The organism is Aeromonas media, from assembly GCF_000819985.1.
GTDB lineage: Bacteria > Pseudomonadota > Gammaproteobacteria > Enterobacterales > Aeromonadaceae > Aeromonas > Aeromonas media.
In genome coordinates this window covers 14961-35367 of sequence record NZ_CDBZ01000193.1, presented here as the reverse complement: position 1 = coordinate 35367, position 20407 = coordinate 14961, and the positions used below count along the sequence as shown (strand labels likewise).

Here is a 20407-nt window from a genome sequence, read left to right as displayed (position 1 = left end):
CGGGGAAGGGGGTGTCTGCCGTCCATGCCGCGCACCGCCTGAGCAAATAAAAAGCAAAAGGTGATGATCCAGTCATTAGCGAGCTGCATATGCCCGTGGGGACCAACCAATGGAGAATGACCAGATGAAATGGATTCAACGTTGTGCCGCACTAGCTATGGTATTGGGTCTGGCCGCATGCGGAGGCAGTGAAAATGACAGCAGTCCGCCCAATGCCGCCATCAGGATCAGCCACTTAGCCCCTGATGCCCCCAAGGTGAATGTCAATGTCGACGGTGCCCCTTTCCTGACGGCCGTCGACTATGGCTCAAGCAGCGGGCTCAAGCCGGTTGCCGCTGGCAGCCACGAAGTGGCGGTGGACGGGATCTTGCCGAGCGGCACCTCGACCGTCATAGGCCCGGTGTCCCTCGACCTGAAACCCGACACTCAGTACGACGTGTTGGCAGTGGGCAAACTGGCGGGGAGCGGGGATACCGCCTTCGGCCCGCTGGTGATTGAGCGGCCGAACCAGGCACCAACGGGAGGCGATATTCGTGTGCAGGTGGTGCATGCCGCACCCGGTGCACCGGCCGTCGACATCCATGTCACCGCGCCGGGGGCCGCACTGGCCAGCCCGACGCTGGCCAATATACCGTTCAAAACCTATAGCGACCCCCTCACCCTGCCGGCAGGCGAATACCAGATCAGGCTGACCTTGCCGGGGACAGTGGATGTGGTTTATGACTCTGGCCCGCTGACGCTCAACGCGGGTACCGACTTGCTGATGGCGGCGATCGACAACCTGGGGGCGGGGCCAAGCCCGGTACAACTGCTTGCCATCGGTGATGCTGGCGCCACCCCCATCTTGTCTACCGATGAGCAGGCTCAGCTGAGGGGGGTCCATGCCGTCGCTGATGCCCCTGCCGTCGATATCTGGGTGAATGGCGTTGCGCCGACAGCGGCCCCGCTGCAAGGACTGGCCTTCAAGGCGAACACCTCCTACCTGAGCCTGGCCGCCGGCGATTATGACTTTGTGGTCACGCCAACCGGAGCCACTACCCCGGAAGTCATCAATGCCAGTGATGTGCCGCTCAAGGCGGGTACCCGCTACTCCCTGTTTGCCGTGGGTCAGTTGCTGGACCCATCCGGTGAAACCATAGAGCCCTTGCTGCTGACCGACAGCGGTCGTGTGGTGGCGACAGAGGCACAACTGCGTGTGCTCCATGCCGCCCCCACGGCACCGGCGGTGGACGTCTACCTGACTGCGGGGTCGGACATCAGCGGTGCGTCACCGGCGCTCAGCGCCGTACCCTTCAAGGCTGACAGTGGTTATCTTGCCCTTGCTGCCGGGGATTACTATGTCACCGTCACGGCCTCGGGTGACAAGACCCCGGTCATCGGTCCCCTGCCGGTCACCTTGGTCAATGGTCAGGTGCTGACAGCCGCGGCCCTGTCTGACAGTGTCGGTGGTGTGGATCCCGAGCTGCTGATCCTGGACGATATCAGCAGCAAATGATGACCCTCTGCTAGTCAACTGACTTGCAACCTGACCCAGACTGAGCCCTTCAGTTTGGGTCTTTTTATGGCAGGAGATCTGGGAGGCGGAAGTTCGGGTCTCCCATCTTTTTGAGCAGGAAATCTGGGACACCCATCTTGTTGTGCGTGTCGCAGTGGTTGGCGGTCGAGCTCAAAAAGGTGGGTGTCCCAAGATGAAGAGTGTCGGCGAGGCGTTCGCCGACAGGTCAGTCAACGGCAAGCAGCCCAGTCGCCGGCGAGATCAGGCCCCCCGCCAGCGCTTGAACAGCACGCTGGCATTCACGCCGCCAAAACCAAAGCCATTGGAGATGGCGTGCTCGATCCCCATGTCACGGGCCGCGCCCCGCACTATGTCCACGCCGTCGGCGAGGGGGTCGGCTTGCTGCAGGTTGCGGGTGGCAGGCACTCTCTGATCGCGAATGGCCAGGGCGGTGAAGATGGCCTCTATCCCCCCGGCGGCCCCCAGCAGATGGCCGGTGGCGGACTTGGTGGAGGTCACCGCTATCTGGTTGTTGTCACCAAATACGCGCTTGATGGCGACGAGCTCCCCCTTGTCACCCACCGGGGTCGAGGTGGCATGGGCATTGAGGTGCTGGACATCCGCAGCCTGAATGCCGGCCTGAGCCAGAGCCGCCATCATGGCGCGGCGAGCGCCGTCTCCATCTTCCGGGCCGGCGGTAAGGTGATAGGCGTCGGCGCTGGTGCCATACCCCACCAGCTCCACTATGGGGGTGGCGCCCCGGGCCAGGGCGTGTTCCAGGGACTCAATCACCAGGATCCCGGCCCCTTCGCCCATCACGAAGCCGTCGCGGTCGACATCGAAGGGGCGGGAGGCCGCTTCGGGGTCATCAGCATAGGCGGACGACAGCGCGCGAGCCGCGGCAAACCCTCCCAGACTGACGCGGTCTATGGTGGCCTCTGCCCCGCCACAGATGGCAATGTCGGCCTCACCGCAGCGAATGAGGCGGGCGGCGTCGCCAATGGCCTGCACTCCGGCGGCGCAGGCCGTGACCGGTGCTCCGAGCGGGCCTTTGAAGCCGAAGTTGATGGAGACATGGCCCGCCGCCATGTTGACCAGGAAGGAGGGGATGGTGAACGGGGACAAGCGGCGCGGGCCCCGCTCATCCGTGGTGCGCACCGCATCGACGATGGCGGGGAAGCCGCCGATGCCGGAGGCGATGATGGTGGCGGTGCGCTCCTGCTGCTCCGCCGTCTCGGGGGCCCAGTTGGCTTGCAACAGGGCCTCCTTGGCCGCGGCAACGGCAAACAGGATGAAGCGATCCATCTTCTTCTGCTCCTTGGTCGACACCACGGCATCGGGGTCAAACCCGGCCAGGGGATCCTCGGCCAGGGTCGGCACCATGGCGCCCACCTTGGCGGCCAGCCCTTCGGTGAAGACCTCCGGCAGGCGGCGCAAGCCGGACTGGCCCGCCAGCAGTCGCTGCCACACGGTTTCCACCCCATATCCAAGCGGGGTCACCGCTCCCATTCCCGTTACCACGATACGATGTGCGTTCATGACTCTGATTCCTGTTTCGAAGGGTTATCGCCGCTCATCACGCCATTGGCATGGCACAGACGCTGCTTCATGCCGTCGCCGGCGGCCGGTCCCGGCACCAATCTGTGGCGCGAGGGTGAAATTTCCTGACCGGTGTGCCTGTCCACCAGCATGGGCTCGACCAGTTCGCCCGTCTGGGCATCTCTCAGCTGGATGCTGGCCCCCTCGGGCGCCAGGTGGTTGTTGCCCCAGGTGAGCAGCGCGATCAGCACGGCGCTGAGATCCTGGCCGCGGGGGGTGAGTGCATATTGATAGCGAGGGGGGCGCTCGGAGTAGAGCCGCTTCTCCATCAGGCCCCCCTCGACCAGGGCGGTCAGGCGTCGGGTCAGTATGTTGGGGGAGATGCCAAGGCTCTTTTGAAATTCATCGAAGCGCGACAGGCCATGCATGGCATCGCGGATAATCAGCAGACTCCACCATTCGCCGACGTGATCCAGGCTGCGGGCGATGGGGCACTGCTGTTCACTCAGACTCTTCTTGCGCATGTTGTGTCATCAGGTTACTTGCATAATGGAAGTAACCATACGGTCCTTACTTCCATTATGCAAGTGACTCGTGCCGCCCGGTGGCGGGCGACATCCTGGGGAGCGGGAAAGCTGGGGCATCCACTCTGTTGGATAGGCCATGGAGACCAGATAACGGGGAGATGGCGCGAGCACATCTCAAAGAAACAGATGGGAGTCAGAAACCCGGCCACCGACAGGGCGCGGCGGCCGGGTGAATTGTAAAGAGTAGGGTGACGGAAAGCGGGATCAGCCTAGTCTAATCAACTCGATGGGAGCGTAACGCTTCTGGCTGTTCGCCAGCAACACGCACTTCTCATGCTCCGCCTCATAGGGGGTCAGGTTGTCGGTGTGCGCCTCCTTCAGGGTGTCGACCGCACCGGTGGCGGCAATCATCACCCGCTGGCCCAGGGTCAGCACATTGCGGTTTCGATCGTAGATCTTCATGGCATTCTCCTTGTGGGATTGGCGCCCCGGCCCGTGCCGGGGCAACGGGCTCCAGACTACGCCCATCGAAAAACGAGATGCCTGTCACAGATCAAAAAAAGGGGAAAGAGGGACTCGGGGTGGCGGGCAGCCCGGGTGCGCTGGCAACGGGTGCCTCGCCGAGGCCGCCACTGCCTGTCGCAGGGCGGGGAGGGTGCCCCCGCTTTTCATCTCTCCGGGCTCGAACTGCAAGGGGGATGCGCTATAGTGGAGCCGCTCGTTTTACCGCCTTCAACCAACCGAGAGTGCATTATGAATCGTGATATCGCCGCCCAGTTCATCAAGATGCTGACCAACCTGGACCAGTGTCTGGCCAAGGCCGAGGCCCACGCCGAGGCGAAGAAATTCAATGTGGAGAACTTCTTCAATGAGCGCCTCATCGTCGACATGCTGCCGCTGGCCAAGCAGGTGCTGATCTGCTGTGACAGCGCTCGCGCCGTGGTCGCTACCGCCAGCCTGAGCGAGCCGCCGGTGCTGGGGGATGATCCCAAAACCATGGCGGATCTGCGCGCCCACGTGGCCAAGACCATCGTCTATCTGCAGAGCAAGCTGGAGGCTGATTTCAGCCAGTATGCGAGCGGCCACTACTACCCCTACTGGGCCGGTGGCAAGGGGATGGACGGTCACAGCTGCGTGCACGAGTACGGCATCCCGAACTTCTACTTCCACCTGACCATGACCTATGCCCTGCTGCGCCAGGCCGGGGTGGATCTGGGCAAGCGGGATTACCTGGGCGGCCTGAACCTGCAATGAGTGCTGGGCATTGCACATGAAAAGAGCCTGCCATCCGGCAGGCTCTTTGCTTTTTGCGGGCCCGACATCCCCGGGATGGTGCCGGGTTATTCGTTCGGGATCTCGGGTTCGACCAGGGCGGCGAGCTGGGTCAGGGACTCCTGCCAGCCGAGGTAGCACATCTCGACCGGGATGGCTGCCGGGATCCCTGCCTGTTCGATGGCGAGATCGGTGCCGCACAGCACCTGGGTGAGGGTGATGGTGACGTGCATCTCCCCCGGCAGATTGGGGTCGTCGAAGCGATCCGTATAGCGGATGCGCTTGCCCGGTTCCAGATCGAGATACTCGCCGCCGAAGGCATGGCTGTGGCCGTTGCCGAAATTGAAGAACGCCATCCTGAAGGTGCCGCCGACGCGGGCCTCCAGCTGCTCTACCCGGCAGGTGAAGCCATGGGGCGGCAGCCACTTGGCCAGGGCGTCCGCCTCGATAAAGGCTCTGTACACCCGCATCGGCGGGGCCTTGAGTACGCGGTGCAGGGTCACAATTCCTGTCGTCATGAGGGGCTCCTCCTCGGTTGGTCCGCAGCAAGAATAGTTGCCCATGCCGAAGTTGGCCGCTGGCCGGATGGGGAACAAGGGGCAAGCCTCCCGCCGCGCTTCTCCTCAACCGCCCAGGGCGATGGTGAGCAGTACGATGGCGACGCCCGCGACTGCGAAGATCACGCCGATAAGCCAAGGGCGTGGTGAACCGGCATAGCGGGCCAGCCCATAGCCAATTCCCATCAGCATCAGCAGGGCGATGGTGTGTGAGAGGCGCAGGGCCGGAACGGGGTCCTGCATGAAGAAGAAGGGCAGCAGCACGGGGAAGGTGGAGAGGAACACCATGAAGAAGACCCCCAGGCTGTTGAGCAGGTCATTCCAGCGCCAGATGCCCCCCTGGCCCAGTTCGGGGTGTTGCTGCAGACGCACCTGCCAGTCCCTGAGCTCAGGGTCGCGGCAGATCGCCGCCAGCGGGCCGGGCAGGGCGTCTCGCAGCGCCGTTATGCCCCTCTCATCACCGGGTGTCAGCAGGCGCAACTGCTGCAACAACCGCAGGGCTCGGCCCCGCTCGGTCAGGGTGGTGATGAGGTAGACGATGGCATCGATAATGCCCCAGGCGATGTTGCAGCCGATGCCGGCGATCAGCAGATCCCTGACCTCGGCGCGTCCCGCCTCGAACGCATTGAAGCAACCGGTGAAGGTGAGCACCATCAGCAGGCCGAACAGGATCTCCGAGTAGCGGGAGATGGGATCTATGGGGGAAAAACGGGGTGAGTTCATAGGAGGTTCTCTGGATGCACGTTGAAACATGAGCATGGAAGCGGCCCAGGGCAAGATCAAGGAGACCCGATGCGCCAGTCAGCCACCGTCAAGTCTGGCACAGCGGAGCGTTCTCAGCGGGGACAAACGGCGTAAGGTGACAGGGGAGGGGGGGACGTTTCGGGCTCTGGCCTTGCCGTGGCCATGATCGCGGTCCTGCGTCGCACTTCTTCGCTAACACAGTGATTTTTCAGCGTATTGGCAAGGAGTTGATCAAGGTTGAGGTTATTGTTGCCGTTCGCTCATATAATCGCCGCCATGCAAGCGACTCGGAAGGATTCGATGACAAAGCTGATGGTGGCCCTGCTAGGGTTGTTTTACGCCTGCCTGGTGTGGGCCAACCCCGTTCCCTTCGTGGCCAGTCCGTCACCGGTGCAGGGGAAGATGGAGCCGCTGCTCTCCTGGTTCACCGGCGAGTTCTCCAGCCAGGAGCAGGCCGGTTACGACCCGCGTTTCACCAGCGCCGAGCTGCGGCTGGTGGAGATCTGGCCCGGGGAAGGTCCCTTTCGCTGGGTCTATGCCGAGCAGTTCCTGAGCGAGCGGGCGGTGCGCCCGTTCCGTCAGCGCATCTACCGTTTCTCCCCGCTGCCCGATGGCCGCATCCTGATGGCCGAGCTGACCATGCCGAGGGCCACCGACTTCGCCGGCGCCTGGCGTCAGCCCGAGCTGCTCGACTCCCTCACCCCGCAACAGCTCTCCCTGCGCCAGGGCTGCGAGATCTGGCTGACCCGCCAGGTCAGCGGGGAGTACGCGGGCCACAGCAAGGTCGGCAGCTGTGCCACCGACTTTGGCGGCGCCACTACCCTGGTGCAATACCTCTGGATAGGCCCCAACAGCGTCAGGCTGCTGGACAGGGCCTATGACAACGGCGCCCGCCAGCGCTGGGGCAGCCCGGGAGAGGGGTATCTCTACCTGCGCAAGGTGAAGCAACGGGGGGAGTGAGCAGGGCGGCGTGTCCAGCGTCTGGCGGTGCAATTGGCGGGATAAAGGGGAGGGAGATTGACGGGATGGCGTCTACCGCGCCATCCCGTTACTGCATCAGAGTTTGAACAGCGGCCGCAGACGTATGCCTATGATGCTGCCCGCCAGGGCCATCAGCATCCAGACCCAGCCGTGCAGGCTGCCCGACGCCGTGCCGTCGAAGAAGCCGCCCAGGTTGCAGGCGCTGTACATGGCCCCCATCCCCATCAACAGACCACCTATGATGGCCGCCAGGCTGTTGCCTATGCGGATCGGGGTGTGATTGCCGCCGCCGCTCAGGCAACGGGCCAGCGCCGCCCCCAGGATCCCCAGCCAGAACATGCCGACCATGGGGTTGATGAAGAGCGGCTGGGCCAGCTTGGGGTTACCCTCGAACAGGCCGAACAGGGAGGCGCCGCGCAGCGCCATGTCATAGACGGCGCCCGTGATGGTCCAGGCCGAACCGTGCAGGGCCACCACGGCGGAGTTGAGCAGGGCGATAAGGATGCCGCCGGTCAGCACCGTGAAGCGGCCGTCGCGCCAGAACAGGTTGCCGCCGCCGAAGATGGGCTTCACCTCACCGGTGCGATTGAGTTCGCTCTTGCGAAACAGCAGGAAGAGCAGGGTGACCAGTGCCAGGTTGAGCAGCATGCCGCTCCAGAGATTGCCGGTCAGATCCCGGGCCAGCACCACCTGGCTGGAGAAGCTGGCCTCCAGCTCGGGACGAAACTGGTTGCTGATGAGGGTGCCTATGCCGTAGCAGACCAGCACCAGCCAGAAACGGGGTTGCCCCTCGCCACAGCAGTAGAGGGTGCCGGTGGCGCAGACCCCCGCCAGTTGCATGCCGATGCCGAACAGGAAGGCACCGACGATGAAGGGGACGCCAATGGCCATGACGTTGCCCACCATGGCATCGCCAAAGAGGGCGTGAGTGAAGGAGAGGAAGGTGGTGAACAGCAGGATCTCGATGGCGATGGTGAGCAGGTGCACCCGCACGTAGTAGCTGTTGCGCCTGGTCAGCATCTCGCGCCAGCCGAATACAATGCCGAAGCGGCTGAAGGAGAGGGTGAAGCCGAAACCGAAGCCGATGAGGGCCATCAGGGCCCACTTCATGCCGAAGGTGGTGCCGAGCCAGAGCAAGGCTCCCCCCGCGAGTGCCACTATGGGAAGCGACCATTGTCGAGTCATGCCGATACATCCGTAACGTTATTGTGGTGAAGGCGTGCATCCTAATCCCACAATGAGTCCGATACCACCCCGCTTGACGGCGGGCTTGGCCCGCATGGCTCAGATGTAGGCGCTCACCTCCCCGGCCAGTTCCTCCAGGATGGAGAGACTGGGCCGGTGATACCGAACAGCAGGCCGTTGTACTCGGCCGAGCCGCTGCTCGCCCCGCTCGGGGATGGGGGTGGCTTGCATTGCTCAGATGTAGGCGCTCGCCTCACCGGCCAGCTCCACCAGGATGGAGAGGCTGACGGCGCCGAACAGCAGCCCTGTGACCAGGTTCAGGGGCCGTTGCACCCGGCTTAGCAGGTGCTGAGCCCGGGCGGTGGAGAGGCTCCAGGCCAGCAGCCCGAACCAGGCCAGGGAGAGCAGGAAGAGCTCCAGGATCAGCAGGCCCCGGGTCAGGCCATCCACCTGGGGTGTCACCATGGCCGCCAGCAATCCCATGAAGAACAGCAGCGCCTTGGGGTTGAGCAGGTTGGTGGCGATCCCGGCTCTGAGCCCCCGGTTCCAGCCCTGCAACTCACCGCCAGCCCGCAGTGCCTGGGTGGCGGAGTTGCGGCGCGCAGCCTTGATTGCTCCCCAGCCGAGCCAGCCCAGATAGAGGGCACCCACCACCTTCACCGCCAGGAACAGCCAGGGTTGGCTCGCGATCAGCAGGCTGATGCCGGTGAGGCTGAGGGTGGCGTGCAGCAGGATGGCGATGGCGATGCCAAGCGCGGCCCCGAGCGCCGTGGGCCTGTGCAGGCTGGTGCGCAGGATGAGCGCGAAATCCGGGCCCGGGCTCGCCAGAGCGATCAGGTGGATGAGACCTATGGTCAGAAACAGGCTGGTGAACATGGCATACCTCGCTACAAAGATGAGGCAGCAGCATGGGGGATGGGGGCAGGGTCTGGCTTGTAAAAGATTGCAGTGGGGTTGGTCAGCTGGGGAGCATCTGCTGACGGTAGTCCGCCGGGGTCAGCCCGAACGCCTGGCGAAAACCATGGTGGAAGTGGCTCTGATCGAAGAAACCGACCGCCAGTGCCACCTCGCTCACCGGCAGGCCACGGGCGAGCAGGAGCTTGCCGCGCTCGAGACGCAGCCGCTTGAGCCAGGCGTAGGGGGTCATGCCGGTCTTCTTCTTGAACTGACGGAGGAAGGCGAAGCGATCCAGCCCGAACAGGGCGGCCAGATCCTCCAGGCTGTGGTGCCCGTCCAGCTGGCCCAGCAGATGGTCGCGCAGGAACCTTATCTGGGGATCCGCCAGGGCATGGCGCTCCGGTGCCAGGTGCAGCAGCTCGCCGAGCAGGGCCAAGAGCTGGCTCTCCGCCAGCAGGGCATCGGGCTCGGGTTGATCCAGATACATGTGCAGCCGGGCGAAGCCCTGATAGAGGTCGGGTCGGCGCTGCAAGCCCTGATCGAAGAAGGGCTCCGGGCTGTCTGGCAGCCAGCGGGCCAGCTGCTCAGGGGCGATGGCGAACACCCGTACCTCGTACCCTTCCGGCAGCAGGCTGAGGCCGTCGTGCATCTCGTCAGGGTTGACGGTGGAGAGCTGGCCGCGCACCAGGTTGTGGCTGCTGCCCTTGTGGATGAACTTCTGGCCGCCCTGCTGCACCAGACCTATGTGGTAGTCCAGGTGCACGTGGCGGCCATAGCTGAACTCCCTGTGATGGGAGTGGGAGAGTTCAACTCCCGGCAGCAGCCGGGATTGCCAGTAATGGATGCGGGATGGAGAGGCGCTCATGGCCTATTGATAACCCGAAAGCCGACTCTTGGCTTGTAGATTATTGCAGTGGCCGGGCATTCGGCTGCTCAACCGGCCCCCTGACGCCGCTTGCCGCTGCGCAACCCGTCCAGGCTGAACAGCATCAGAGCGCTCCAGATGCAGCCGAAGGTGATCATCTTGTCCAGCGCCAGCGCCTCCCCGTAGAGGGTGACCGCCAGGATGAACATCAGGCTGGGGCCTATGTACTGGAAGAAGCCCAGGGTGGAGAGCTTGAGCCGGGTGGCGGCGGCGGTGAAGCAGAGCAGGGGCGCCGTGGTCACGACCCCGGCGGCGATCAGCAGCAGGTTCAGGTGCCAGTCGTTTTGCGTGAGGTGGCTGGTGGGGCTGTCGGCGAATCCCCAGAGGTAGATGGCGGCCGGCGGCAACATGATCATGGTCTCGATCAGCAGGCCGGTGAGGGCATCCAGGGCCAGCTTCTTGCGGATCAGGCCATAGATGGCGAAGCTCGAGGCCAGCACCAGGGCTATCCAGGGCAGGGAGCCGAAGGCGATGAGCTGGACGGCAACCCCTATCACCGCCAGTCCCACCGCCCACCACTGCAGGCGACGCAGCTTCTCGCTCAGAAACACCATGCCGAGCAGCACGTTGAACAGCGGGTTGATGTAGTAGCCGAGGCTGGCATCCAGCATGTGACCGTTGTTGATGGCCCAGATGAACAGCAGCCAGTTGCCGCCGACGGTGACCGAGGTGAAGGCCAGGGTGAGCAGCACCCTGGGTTGGCGCAACACCGCCTGCACCTTGTGCCACTGGCGGCCGATCAGGGTCAGCACCATCAGCAGGGCGCAGGACCAGATCATGCGGTGGGTCAGGATCTCGGCGGCCGGGACGGCGGAAATGGTCTTGAAATAGATGGGCGCCAGGCCCCAAAGGGTATAGGCGCACAGGGCATAGATGATGCCCTGGCGCTGGATCTGTTGCTGCATGCGGATAACCTTCACTGGAGAGTCGGATGTTGGAAAACATCGCAAAAAGTCAGTGTAGCGATCCTTTTGGGGGGAAAGAAGTTAATAAATGCCGTTTGGCGAGATTTTTACAGCATGGAATCGACTCAGCGCCGACCGCCGCGGCGGATCTTCTCTACATCCATGAGCAGCCACAGCATGAGTGCGATGGCGGAGATCCAGGGACCCCAGGTCACATAGGCCTCACCCTCGCCCAGCATGAAGAAGAGCAGCGGCAGGCCCACCACCAGAAACAGTACACTTCCCAGAAAAAACAGCATTTTTATCTTTATATTTAAGGGCTTGTCTATTTGATGATTATATCGATTGAAGCTGTTGAGGAAAGGGTAAAAATGAAAAAGGGGGATTTCTCCCCCTTTATTGCCTGATCTCGTCATATTCGACGTTAATCGAGCTGGATCCAGTTACTTTTCAGCTCGGTATATTTCTCCAGGGCGTGCAGTGACTTGTCGCGACCGTTACCGGACTGCTTGAAGCCGCCGAACGGCATCGTCATGTCGCCCCCATCCCAGTTGTTGACGAACACGGTGCCGGCGCGCAGGGCGCGGGAGCCTTTCACCGCCTTGTTGAGATCCGCCGTCCAGATCGCGGCGGCCAGACCGTAGTCGGTGTCGTTGCCCAGCGCGATGGCTTCTTCCAGCGTGTCGAAGCCGGTCACCGCCAGTACAGGGCCGAAGATCTCCTCTCGGAAGATGCGCATCTGCGGGGTTACGTCGTCGAAGATGGTGGGCTCGATATAGAAGCCGCCGCTCTCTGTGTGGGTGCGCTTGCCCCCCAGCAGCAGTCTGGCGCCCTCCTGCTGGCCGATGGCGATGTAGTTGAGCACCTGCTCCATCTGAATGCCGTCCACCATGGCGCCGATGCGGGTGGCGGGATCCAGCGGGTTGGCGGCTATCCACTCGCGGGCATGGGCCAGCAGGCGCTCCATGAATTGCGGCTTGATACTGTTCTGCACCAGCAGGCGGGAGGCGGCGGTGCACACCTCGCCCTGGTTGTAGAAGATGGCGCCCACGGCACTCCTGGCGGCGGCGTCCAGATCAGGCGCGTCCGCCAGCACTATGTTGGGGCTCTTGCCGCCACACTCCATAAAGGCGCGTTTGAGGTTCGACTTGCCGGAGCACTGCACCAGATGCTTGCCGATCTTGGTGGAGCCGGTGAAGGTGATGCAGTCCACGTCCATGTGCAAGGCCAGCGCCTCGCCCACTGTGTGGCCAAAGCCCGGCAGCACGTTGAAGACGCCGTCCGGGATGCCCGCCTCTTTCGCAAGGCCGGCGATGCGCAGGGCGGTGAGGGGGGACTTTTCAGACGGCTTGAGGATGACGGAGTTGCCGGTAGCGAGCGCCGGGCCCAGCTTCCAGCAGGCCATCACCAGCGGGAAGTTCCAGGGCACTATGGCCGCCACAACCCCGAGCGCCTCCCGGGTCACCAGGGCCAGGGCGGACTCTTCCACCGGGGCGACCTGATCGTAGATCTTGTCGATGGCTTCGGCGTTCCAGGCGATGCAGTTGGCGGCGGCCGGGGCGTCATAGCCCATGGCATCGCCGATGGGTTTGCCCATGTCCAGGGACTCCAGCAGGGCCAGCTCCACCTGGTTGAGGCGCATCAGTTCGGCGAAGCGCTGCATGATCAGCTTGCGCTGTTTCGGGGAGAGCCCGCTCCAGCGCTTGTCATCGAAGGCAGCGCGGGCGGCCTGCACCGCCAGCTCGGCGTCGGCGGCGTCGCAGGAGGCCACCTTGGTCAGCAACTGGCCGTTGGCCGGGTTGATGCAATCGAAGGTGGCGCCGTTGACGGCATCCCGGTAATTGCCATCGATAAAGGCTTGCGAGGGCAGGGTCAGATGGGCGGCCTTGTGTTGCCACTGGGCCAGGGTCAGGTCACTCATGTTCACTCCTTGAACCGGCAAAAAACGTCTTCGCGTATCAATATGCTAAACATCCTGCCGCTTGTAAATCCATCTTGTAACAATTCATTAAACACTTGCCGCTCCGTGCCCGAGTCCAGACCCCGATCTGCGGCTGACCTTACCCAGGCTGCAGGGCCGCTTCGTGGAGGGGCGAGCGGCCCAGGCTACCCATGGGGATCAGAAGCTGGCCGGCGTGTTGGCAGAGATCAGCACGCACTCCTGCTCCCCCACGTTGCGGAAGCGGTGCGGGGTGCGGCTGTCGAAGTAGTAGCCATCCCCTGGGGCCAGCAGATGTACCTGCTCGCCGACGGTGACCTCCACCTGTCCCCTGATGACGATGCCGCACTCTTCCCCCTCGTGACTCAGCATGTCGTCGCCGGTGTCGGCCCCTGGGGGCAGCACCTCCTGCATCATGCCGATGGCGCGGTTGGCCCGGCTGTGGCCCACCAATTTATAGCTGATGGGGTGGGTGCCGAGATCCGGCATGTCATCCGCGCGGAAGATCACCTCGGAATCCATCTCCGTCTCATCAGTGAAGAAGCTGGCGAGCGACATGGGGATGCCTTCCAGCACCTTGCGCAGCGACGCGACCGAGGGGCTCACCTGATTTTTCTCGATCTGGGAAATAAAACCGTTGGTCACACCGGAGCGCTTGGCCAGCTCGCGCTGGGAGAGGGCCGCCTTGGTGCGAACCGCCTTGAGGCGGTGACCGATATCCATCGATAGACACTCCTTGACTGTTTACTATTATTAAAATTGTGTTAAATATCTTATACCACCCCGAGGGGGTGACACCAAGCAGGGGCGATAAACCGCCCCTTTTTAGGAACTCAGGTGTTTAATTTAATAGGCATCAGCCAAGTGTTACTAAACGCCTTAAGGATGAGGTGACCATGAAACCGATTAGCGACATCAATACCCCCGACATGTCCGCCTTCTGGATGCCCTTCACCGCCAACCAGCAGTTCAAGGCGGCGCCGCGCATCCTGAAGTCGGCAGAGGGGATGTATTATCACTCAGAGGATGGCCGCAAGATACTGGATGGCACTGCCGGGCTCTGGTGTTGCAACGCGGGCCATGGTCGACGCGAGATTGCCGAGGCGGTCTCCCAGCAGATCTCTCACCTCGATTTCGCCCCCACATTCCAGATGGGACACCCTCTGCCGTTCGAGCTGGCCAACCGGCTGGTGGAGATAGCCCCCAAGGGCTTCGGCCACGTCTTCTATACCAACTCTGGCTCCGAATCCGTCGACACGGCGCTCAAGATAGCGCTGGCCTGGCAGCGGGCCCGCGGTCAGGGCACCCGCACCCGGCTTATAGGTCGTGAGCGCGGTTACCACGGGGTCGGCTTCGGCGGCATCTCGGTGGGCGGCATCCCCGGCAACCGCAAGTGGTTCGGCTCCCTGCTTGGGGGGGTGGATCACCTGCCCCACACCCTCAACATCGGGAAAAATGCCTTCACCAGGGGCTTGCCCGAGGAAGATCTCACCCTGGCCGACGAGCTGGAGAAGATCGTCTTCCTCCATGACGCCAGCAACATAGCGGCCGTCATCGTCGAGCCCATCGCCGGCAGCACCGGCGTCATCATGCCGCCAAAGGGCTACCTCAAGCGGCTGAGGGAGATCTGCACCAAACACGGCATCCTGCTGATCTTCGACGAGGTGATCACCGGCTTCGGCCGTTTGGGCTCCGCCTTTGCCGCCCAGGAGTTCGACGTCATCCCCGACCTTATCACCTGCGCCAAGGGGCTCACCAACGGCGCCATTCCCATGGGCGCGGTGCTGGTCCAGAACCACATCTATGACGACATGATGGCCGCAGGCAAGGGGGCCATCGAGCTGTTCCACGGCTACACCTATTCCGGTCACCCTGTGGCCGCCGCCGCGGGTCTGGCGACGCTCGAGATCTACCGCAACGAGAATCTGCTGACTCGCGCCGCCGATCTGGCCGGCTACTGGGAGGAGGCGGCCCATTCCCTCAGGGGCTGCAAGCATGTGAAGGATGTGCGCAACTACGGTCTGGTGGCGGGCATAGAGCTCGAATCCCTGCCAGACGCGCCGGGCAAGCGGGCCTACGAGGTGTTCGTACGCTGCTTCGAGAAGGGGGCACTTATCCGGGTGACCGGCGACATCATCGCCCTGTCACCCCCCCTCATCATCGAGCGCAGCCAGATTGACGACCTCTTCACTCTGCTGCAGGACGTGTTGCAGACCCAGGAATAACGTTTCACCCGATTGCATGGCGCCCGTCGGGCGCCCTCTTCCTGTGCCTGATGCCCACGGCCGCGCGCAGGAATGACGCGAATGACCCATCACGGAGGATTTATGAGTTACAGGATCGACAACTTCATCGACGGTGAAACCATAGAGAGCCGCAGCGAGCGTTTCGGCGCCATCTTCGATCCGGCCACCGGCCAGCAGCAGGGCACTGTGGCCCTCTCCACCGCTGCCGAGTGCCTCGATGCCATCGCCAGTGCCGAGCGCGCCTTCGCCGACTGGTCCCAGACCCCGCCGCTGGTGCGGGCGCGGGTGATGTTCCGCTTCAAGGAGCTGATGGAGCAGCACAGGGACGAGCTGGCCCGCCTCATCAGCCGCGAGCACGGCAAGGTGTTCTCCGACGCCCAGGGGGAACTAACCCGGGGTCTGGAGGTGGTGGAGTTTGCCTGCGGCATTCCCCATCTGCTCAAGGGGGAGCACTCCCTCAACGTGGGCCGGGGGGTGGACAGCCACTCCATGATGCAGCCGGTGGGGGTCTGCGCTGGCATCACGCCGTTCAACTTCCCGGCCATGGTGCCGCTCTGGATGTTCCCGGTGGCGCTGGCCTGCGGCAACAGCTTCATCCTCAAGCCGTCAGAGAAAGATCCCTCTCTGGCCCTGCGCATGGCCGAACTGCTCAAGCAGGCGGGTCTGCCGGACGGGGTGCTCAATGTGGTCAACGGCGACAAGGAGGTGGTGGATGTGCTGCTGACCGACCCACGGGTACAGGCGGTGTCTTTCGTCGGCTCCACCCCCATCGCCCAGTACATCTATGCCACCGCCTCGGCCCACGGCAAGCGGGTGCAGGCCCTGGGCGGTGCCAAGAACCACATGCTGGTGATGCCGGATGCGGATCTCGATCAGGCGGTTTCCGCCCTGATGGGGGCGGCCTACGGTGCGGCCGGCGAGCGCTGCATGGCGATCTCGGTGGCTCTGGTGGTCGGCGATGCCACCGCCGATGCGCTGGTCGCTAAACTCTCGCCTCTGGTGGCGGCCCTGCGGGTCGGGCCCGGTCTGGGTCAGAGCCCGGAGAACGAGATGGGGCCGCTCATCAGCCGCGAACACCTGGCCAAGGTGCGCGGCTACGTTGATCAGGGGGTGGCAGAGGGGGCTGAACTGGTGGTCGATGGTCGCGGTGTCAGTCACGGTGAGGGCTACTTTATCGGCGGCAGTCTGTTCGACCGGGTCGGCCCCGAGATGCGCATCTACCGGGAGGAGATCTTCGGCCCCGTGCTCGCCATAGTGCGGGCGCCGGACTACGAGACGGCCCTGCGCCTCATCAACGAACACGAGTACGGCAACGGCACCGCCATCTTTACCTGCGACGGGGATACCGCAAGGGACTTCACCACTCGGGTTCAGGTCGGTATGGTAGGGGTGAACGTACCCATACCTGTGCCCATGGCGTTTCACAGCTTCGGTGGCTGGAAGCGGTCCATCTTCGGGCCGCTCAACATGCACGGGCCGGACGGGGTACGCTTCTATACCCGGATGAAGACGGTGACTGCACGCTGGCCCCAGAGCCTGCGGGCCGGCGCCGAGTTCTCCATGCCGACCATGAAATGATCAACATGCAGCAGCTAGCCCTGGCATGGCCCGGCGGAAGGAGTCCGCCGGCGTGTCCCGCTATCCCTGTGAAGGAGTAACAGATGCGACTGGGAATTCTCGATTGTGACCGGCTGGACCCCGACTTGGTTGGGAGTTTCGGCCCCGTTTACTCCGAGATGTTTATCAAGGGATTCCGGGCGCTGGCCCCGGCGTTGGAATACAGGGTCTGGTCGGCGCTCGATGGGGAGCTGCCGAGCGACTTGAACGAGTGCGATGCCTGGCTCATCACAGGATCGCGCCACGATGCCTACAGCGACATCCCCTGGATCCTGGCGCTGCGCGACTGGATCCGGCGGGCCCACGATGCCAACGTCAAGCTGGCCGGCATCTGCTTCGGCCATCAGGTGATCGCCCAGGCGCTGGGGGGGGAGGTGGTGAAGTCCACCAAGGGCTGGGGGCTCGGCGTCTCCGTCCACCCCATGCAGGAGGCGAAACCCTGGATGCAGCCGGGGCTGGAGACCATACGGATCCTGGCCAGTCACCAGGATCAGGTGGAGCAGCTGCCCCCGGGGGCGACCCTGCTGGCGGGCAACGATTTTTGCCCGAATTTCATGTTCCTGCAGGGGGATCACATAGTCGCCATCCAGGGTCATCCGGAGTTTTCGGTGGAGTACAACCGGGCGCTGATCGAGCGGCGGCGGGATCGGCTGCCCGACGAGCACTACCAGAGCAGCCTCTCCTCCCTGGAGGGAGAAGTGGACTCGGCCACCATGATGCAGTGGTTGCTGCAGTTCCTCGGCATGCTGCCGGTCGGCCCCGCCGTGCGCTGAGCGTCCGTTTGTCATATCCCCCCGGCAGATGCTAGATTTTGTAGCAAAATGAAGGATCAAGCGGTGATATGCCGAGTTCGGATGGTACACTGGCCGCCATTTGTGGCGGCCTTGTCCATCTGATGACAGCCGCGCCAGCCTGTGAGGGTGCAACCTTGAAACTACAGCAGTTGAAGTATCTGATCGCGGTGCGGGACCACAATCTCAACGTCTCCGTCGCTTCCGATGCGCTCTATACCAGCCAGCCTGGGGTGAGCAAGCAGATCGGCTTGCTGGAGAGCGAGCTGGGGGTACGCATCTTCGAGCGTCGCGGCAAGCACCTGCACAGGATCACCCCTGTGGGGGAGGAGATCATCAAGTGTGCCGAGGCCATGCTCAACATAGAGAGCAAGATCAAGGCCATCTCCCGGGAGTACCTGGACCCGACGGTGGGCACCCTCAACATCCACACCACCCACACCATAGCCCGCTACCTGCTGCCGAAAAGCGTCACCTATTTCACCAAGAAGTACCCCAAGATCTCGTTCCACCTGCACCCCGTGATGTCGGCTACCAAGGAGCAGATCAGCAAGGGTTACTCGGATTTTTCCATCGTTGCCCACGAGATAGGCTTCGACAAGGAGCTGATCGCGCTGCCCGCCTACCTCTGGACCCTGTCACTGGTGGTGCCCCAGGATCACCCCCTGGCCAAGGTGAAGAAACCGACCCTGGAGCAGCTCTGCCAGTACCCCATCCTCAGCTACGAGAGTGGCGCCACCGGGCGTCAGGTGCAGGACAGGGTGTTCCAGGCGGCCGGCCTCAGCCCCAACTACTACATGACGGTGATGGATGCGGGCGTCATCAAGCGCTACGTGGAGCTGGGCTTTGGCATCGGCATCATCTCGTCGCTGGTGGCCAACGACACCGATGCCCCCGGCCTGGTGGCCATCAATCTGGAGCACCTGTTCGAACCCTGCCCGGCCCAGCTCTGCTTCAGCAAGAGCATCCTCTTGCAGAACTACATGTATGACTTCATCAGCTCCTTCTCCCCCCATCTCACCAAGGAGATGATCCAGAACGTGATGCAGCAGCCGACCCAGGCGCGCATCGACGAACTGCTGGTCGGGGTGGAGCTGCCCGTCTACTGAGTCGTCTTCCGTGACAGATCCGGTGCCGCTGGGTGCCGGATCCTGCCCGCCCTGCCGAGGTCCCCATGTCCCGCATCCTGCTGCTTGCCAATCTCAACTGTGATCATGTGCTCTCCCTGGCCGAACCCCTGGTGGCCGGGGCGCGCCTGCAATACGTGGATCAGGGGCGCAGGCTCGGCGGCGGCGCCGCCAACACCGGCATAGGGCTGGTGTGGGCTGGGCACGAGGTCATCATTGCCTCCCGCATCGGGCTGGACGAGACCGGCGACTGGCTGCTGGAGCAGGCGGCGGGCCATGGGCTGGACTGCTCCCACGTGGAGCGCTTCGGCGGCGAGACGGGGGAGCTGCTGGTGCTAGTGGACTCCACCGGGGAGCGTACCATCTTGCGCCGTCCACGCCGCCCGGACCTGCCCGGCGACATGCCGACCGAGGGGGTGGACTGCCTCTATGTGAACTACCCCGGCACCGCCATCATCGGCTACATGCGCCAGATGCTGGGCAAGAGTTTCGTGGTGGCCCAGTATCCCAAGGGCGGGCAGGCTCGCCGCCCCTGCCACGTGCTGGTGGCCTCCCGAGCCGATCTTGCCGAGGTGGGCGACCCCTGGCAGCATGCCCGCCAACTTGCAGGGGATCAGCTCGAATGGCTGGTGCTGACCGAGGGCAAGGCGGGGGCTGTGGCCATCCACGGTGAGGAGCAGGTGCGGGTGGCGGCGCGGCCTGTGTCCGTGGTCGACACCACGGGGGCGGGGGATGCCTTCGCCGGCGGCCTTATCCACGGTCTGGCCCGCGGCATGGCGATGAGGGATGCCCTGCAGTGCGCGGTGGACTGGGGCGCCTTCGCGGTGGCCTCCGAGAGTTCCATCCCCTCCCAGGCCCTGAAAACCTGGCTGAAACATCCCCACTGACAGCCCGCCCGCCACCCTGTGGCCCCGTGCCTGCCGATGGAATTTAGCCGCCGGAAATGGCCAAAACCCCGCCCCGAGCCGGCAAGTTTGCGATCAATCAAAGAAAGTGTCGATTTATGTACATCTTCGTCGACACCCGCCAGAGCTGCTCTTAACCTTGTCACTCCACGACCCGGCTGAAGACGCGACACCTGTGCGGGCGCACGTGCAGTCTCACCTCTCTGGCCACTGGCTGTCGTCCTGATTTCTGGCTTGTAGTAAGAGGCAAGTGCGACCATGCAACTGACACGATTTACCGACTATGCCCTGCGTACCCTGACGTTTCTGGCGATCCAGCCCGGTGATCGCCTGTCGACCATCACGGAAGTGGCCGACACCTTCGCCATCTCCCGCAACCACGTGGTCAAGATAGTGCATCAGCTCGGCATCAAGGGGTACATCGAAACGGTACGTGGCAAGCATGGCGGCATCCGTCTCGGCCGCTCCGCCGTCTCCATCAACCTGCGCGATGTGGTGATGGACATGGAGCACGTGCTCTGCCCGGTGGACTGCAAGCGCGAGAACTGCCGCCTCTCCGGCGGCTGCCGCATTCAGGGCATCTTGCGCCGCGCCATGAACGCCTTCCTCGAGGTGCTGGGGGAATACACCCTGGCGGATGCGGTGCGGGATCCGACCCGGCTGTGCCACCTGCTGGGGATAGAGCAGGACAATATCCTGACCATGGCCTGAGGGTCATGACGGTGAAAGGGCCCCGAGGGGCCTTTTTGCTGTCT

At 63.4% G+C, this 20407-nt stretch carries 21 protein-coding genes; 9 read left to right on the top strand and 12 right to left on the bottom strand.

Annotated elements, in window-relative coordinates; translation table 11 throughout:
• The first annotated feature begins 109 nt into the window (after window positions 1-109).
• Window positions 110-1495: a DUF4397 domain-containing protein gene (locus tag BN1127_RS16395; RefSeq protein ID WP_082030137.1), complete on the top strand. Its 1386-nt coding sequence runs from the start codon at window positions 110-112 to the stop codon at window positions 1493-1495.
• A gap of 261 nt (window positions 1496-1756) precedes the next feature.
• On the opposite strand, the gene fabF is transcribed toward BN1127_RS16395, so the two are convergent.
• The 3 genes from fabF to ydfZ form a co-directional block, all read right to left on the bottom strand.
• Entirely contained in the window at window positions 1757-3034 is a 1278-nt protein-coding gene (fabF, locus tag BN1127_RS16390; RefSeq protein WP_042650136.1) for a beta-ketoacyl-ACP synthase II, read from the bottom strand.
• A complete protein-coding gene (locus BN1127_RS16385) occupies window positions 3031-3558 on the bottom strand; it encodes a winged helix-turn-helix transcriptional regulator (protein WP_042650135.1) in 528 nt (175 codons plus the stop codon). Before BN1127_RS16385 ends, fabF begins: the two co-directional genes overlap by 4 nt.
• A gap of 267 nt (window positions 3559-3825) precedes the next feature.
• Window positions 3826-4023 carry a putative selenium delivery protein YdfZ gene (gene ydfZ, locus BN1127_RS16380; RefSeq protein ID WP_042650134.1) on the bottom strand — a complete coding sequence of 66 codons (198 nt, stop codon included), beginning with the start codon at window positions 4021-4023 and terminating at the stop codon, window positions 3826-3828.
• 291 nt (window positions 4024-4314) lie between these two features.
• On the opposite strand from ydfZ, the gene BN1127_RS16375 reads away from it, so the two are divergent.
• Entirely contained in the window at window positions 4315-4815 is a 501-nt protein-coding gene (locus BN1127_RS16375) for a DUF1993 domain-containing protein (protein ID WP_042650133.1), read from the top strand.
• Between the two features lie 86 nt (window positions 4816-4901).
• Here the strand turns inward: BN1127_RS16375 and BN1127_RS16370 are convergent, their stop codons facing one another.
• Both BN1127_RS16370 and BN1127_RS16365 read right to left on the bottom strand, forming a co-directional pair.
• Window positions 4902-5351 (bottom strand): SRPBCC family protein, encoded by a 450-nt coding sequence (locus tag BN1127_RS16370; RefSeq protein WP_042650132.1) that lies wholly within the window; start codon window positions 5349-5351, stop codon window positions 4902-4904.
• Between the two features lie 105 nt (window positions 5352-5456).
• Window positions 5457-6113, bottom strand: coding sequence for a VIT1/CCC1 transporter family protein (locus tag BN1127_RS16365; protein WP_042650131.1), 657 nt, complete (start codon window positions 6111-6113; stop codon window positions 5457-5459).
• Window positions 6114-6434: 321 nt separating this feature from the next.
• On the opposite strand from BN1127_RS16365, the gene BN1127_RS16360 reads away from it, so the two are divergent.
• Complete coding sequence (locus BN1127_RS16360; protein WP_171268560.1) at window positions 6435-7094, top strand: chromophore lyase CpcT/CpeT; 660 nt, start codon at window positions 6435-6437, stop codon at window positions 7092-7094.
• A gap of 96 nt (window positions 7095-7190) precedes the next feature.
• Here BN1127_RS16360 and BN1127_RS16355 read toward each other — a convergent pair whose 3' ends face one another.
• From BN1127_RS16355 to BN1127_RS16325, 7 genes are all read right to left on the bottom strand, one after another.
• Window positions 7191-8300 (bottom strand): YeeE/YedE thiosulfate transporter family protein, encoded by a 1110-nt coding sequence (locus tag BN1127_RS16355; RefSeq protein ID WP_231557509.1) that lies wholly within the window; start codon window positions 8298-8300, stop codon window positions 7191-7193.
• Window positions 8301-8534: 234 nt separating this feature from the next.
• On the bottom strand, window positions 8535-9176 hold the full coding sequence (locus tag BN1127_RS16350; protein ID WP_042650130.1) for a LysE family translocator: 642 nt from the start codon (window positions 9174-9176) through the stop codon (window positions 8535-8537).
• A gap of 82 nt (window positions 9177-9258) precedes the next feature.
• Complete coding sequence (locus BN1127_RS16345) at window positions 9259-10062, bottom strand: AraC family transcriptional regulator (RefSeq protein ID WP_042650129.1); 804 nt, start codon at window positions 10060-10062, stop codon at window positions 9259-9261.
• Between the two features lie 68 nt (window positions 10063-10130).
• Window positions 10131-11027: an EamA family transporter RarD gene (gene rarD, locus BN1127_RS16340; protein WP_042650128.1), complete on the bottom strand. Its 897-nt coding sequence runs from the start codon at window positions 11025-11027 to the stop codon at window positions 10131-10133.
• A 125-nt stretch (window positions 11028-11152) separates the two neighbouring features.
• A complete protein-coding gene (locus BN1127_RS22495; RefSeq protein WP_163138165.1) occupies window positions 11153-11326 on the bottom strand; it encodes a hypothetical protein in 174 nt (57 codons plus the stop codon).
• Between the two features lie 125 nt (window positions 11327-11451).
• Window positions 11452-12948: an aldehyde dehydrogenase gene (locus BN1127_RS16330; RefSeq protein WP_042650126.1), complete on the bottom strand. Its 1497-nt coding sequence runs from the start codon at window positions 12946-12948 to the stop codon at window positions 11452-11454.
• A 198-nt stretch (window positions 12949-13146) separates the two neighbouring features.
• On the bottom strand, window positions 13147-13689 hold the full coding sequence (locus tag BN1127_RS16325; protein WP_042650125.1) for a cupin domain-containing protein: 543 nt from the start codon (window positions 13687-13689) through the stop codon (window positions 13147-13149).
• Window positions 13690-13862: 173 nt separating this feature from the next.
• Between BN1127_RS16325 and aptA the strand changes: the two genes are divergently transcribed.
• From aptA to BN1127_RS16295, 6 genes are all read left to right on the top strand, one after another.
• On the top strand, window positions 13863-15191 hold the full coding sequence (gene aptA, locus BN1127_RS16320; protein ID WP_042650124.1) for an omega-aminotransferase AptA: 1329 nt from the start codon (window positions 13863-13865) through the stop codon (window positions 15189-15191).
• A gap of 102 nt (window positions 15192-15293) precedes the next feature.
• On the top strand, window positions 15294-16790 hold the full coding sequence (locus tag BN1127_RS16315; protein ID WP_042650123.1) for a CoA-acylating methylmalonate-semialdehyde dehydrogenase: 1497 nt from the start codon (window positions 15294-15296) through the stop codon (window positions 16788-16790).
• Between the two features lie 83 nt (window positions 16791-16873).
• Complete coding sequence (locus tag BN1127_RS16310; RefSeq protein ID WP_042650122.1) at window positions 16874-17602, top strand: glutamine amidotransferase-related protein; 729 nt, start codon at window positions 16874-16876, stop codon at window positions 17600-17602.
• A 155-nt stretch (window positions 17603-17757) separates the two neighbouring features.
• Window positions 17758-18729: a LysR substrate-binding domain-containing protein gene (locus BN1127_RS16305; protein ID WP_005326177.1), complete on the top strand. Its 972-nt coding sequence runs from the start codon at window positions 17758-17760 to the stop codon at window positions 18727-18729.
• A 65-nt stretch (window positions 18730-18794) separates the two neighbouring features.
• Window positions 18795-19634, top strand: a complete 840-nt coding sequence (locus tag BN1127_RS16300; protein WP_042650121.1) for a PfkB family carbohydrate kinase — start codon at window positions 18795-18797, stop codon at window positions 19632-19634.
• 276 nt (window positions 19635-19910) lie between these two features.
• Window positions 19911-20363: an Rrf2 family transcriptional regulator gene (locus BN1127_RS16295; protein ID WP_005326180.1), complete on the top strand. Its 453-nt coding sequence runs from the start codon at window positions 19911-19913 to the stop codon at window positions 20361-20363.
• Window positions 20364-20407: the final 44 nt, after the last annotated feature.

Bases quoted from the DNA above. Each gene is read 5' to 3' on its own strand.
- fabF (WP_042650136.1), bottom strand. From the start codon at position 3,034: ATGAACGCACATCGTATCGTGGTAACGGGAATGGGAGCGGTGACCCCG.
- BN1127_RS16355 (WP_231557509.1), bottom strand. From the start codon at position 8,300: ATGACTCGACAATGGTCGCTTCCCATAGTGGCACTCGCGGGGGGAGCC.
- BN1127_RS16385 (WP_042650135.1), bottom strand. From the start codon at position 3,558: ATGCGCAAGAAGAGTCTGAGTGAACAGCAGTGCCCCATCGCCCGCAGC.
- BN1127_RS16370 (WP_042650132.1), bottom strand. From the start codon at position 5,351: ATGACGACAGGAATTGTGACCCTGCACCGCGTACTCAAGGCCCCGCCG.
- BN1127_RS16330 (WP_042650126.1), bottom strand. From the start codon at position 12,948: ATGAGTGACCTGACCCTGGCCCAGTGGCAACACAAGGCCGCCCATCTG.
- BN1127_RS16365 (WP_042650131.1), bottom strand. From the start codon at position 6,113: ATGAACTCACCCCGTTTTTCCCCCATAGATCCCATCTCCCGCTACTCG.
- BN1127_RS16360 (WP_171268560.1), top strand. From the start codon at position 6,435: ATGACAAAGCTGATGGTGGCCCTGCTAGGGTTGTTTTACGCCTGCCTG.
- BN1127_RS16375 (WP_042650133.1), top strand. From the start codon at position 4,315: ATGAATCGTGATATCGCCGCCCAGTTCATCAAGATGCTGACCAACCTG.
- ydfZ (WP_042650134.1), bottom strand. From the start codon at position 4,023: ATGAAGATCTACGATCGAAACCGCAATGTGCTGACCCTGGGCCAGCGG.
- BN1127_RS16325 (WP_042650125.1), bottom strand. From the start codon at position 13,689: ATGGATATCGGTCACCGCCTCAAGGCGGTTCGCACCAAGGCGGCCCTC.
- BN1127_RS16315 (WP_042650123.1), top strand. From the start codon at position 15,294: ATGAGTTACAGGATCGACAACTTCATCGACGGTGAAACCATAGAGAGC.
- BN1127_RS16345 (WP_042650129.1), bottom strand. From the start codon at position 10,062: ATGAGCGCCTCTCCATCCCGCATCCATTACTGGCAATCCCGGCTGCTG.
- BN1127_RS16300 (WP_042650121.1), top strand. From the start codon at position 18,795: ATGTCCCGCATCCTGCTGCTTGCCAATCTCAACTGTGATCATGTGCTC.
- BN1127_RS16350 (WP_042650130.1), bottom strand. From the start codon at position 9,176: ATGTTCACCAGCCTGTTTCTGACCATAGGTCTCATCCACCTGATCGCT.
- BN1127_RS22495 (WP_163138165.1), bottom strand. From the start codon at position 11,326: ATGCTGTTTTTTCTGGGAAGTGTACTGTTTCTGGTGGTGGGCCTGCCG.
- rarD (WP_042650128.1), bottom strand. From the start codon at position 11,027: ATGCAGCAACAGATCCAGCGCCAGGGCATCATCTATGCCCTGTGCGCC.
- BN1127_RS16310 (WP_042650122.1), top strand. From the start codon at position 16,874: ATGCGACTGGGAATTCTCGATTGTGACCGGCTGGACCCCGACTTGGTT.
- BN1127_RS16395 (WP_082030137.1), top strand. From the start codon at position 110: ATGGAGAATGACCAGATGAAATGGATTCAACGTTGTGCCGCACTAGCT.
- aptA (WP_042650124.1), top strand. From the start codon at position 13,863: ATGAAACCGATTAGCGACATCAATACCCCCGACATGTCCGCCTTCTGG.
- BN1127_RS16295 (WP_005326180.1), top strand. From the start codon at position 19,911: ATGCAACTGACACGATTTACCGACTATGCCCTGCGTACCCTGACGTTT.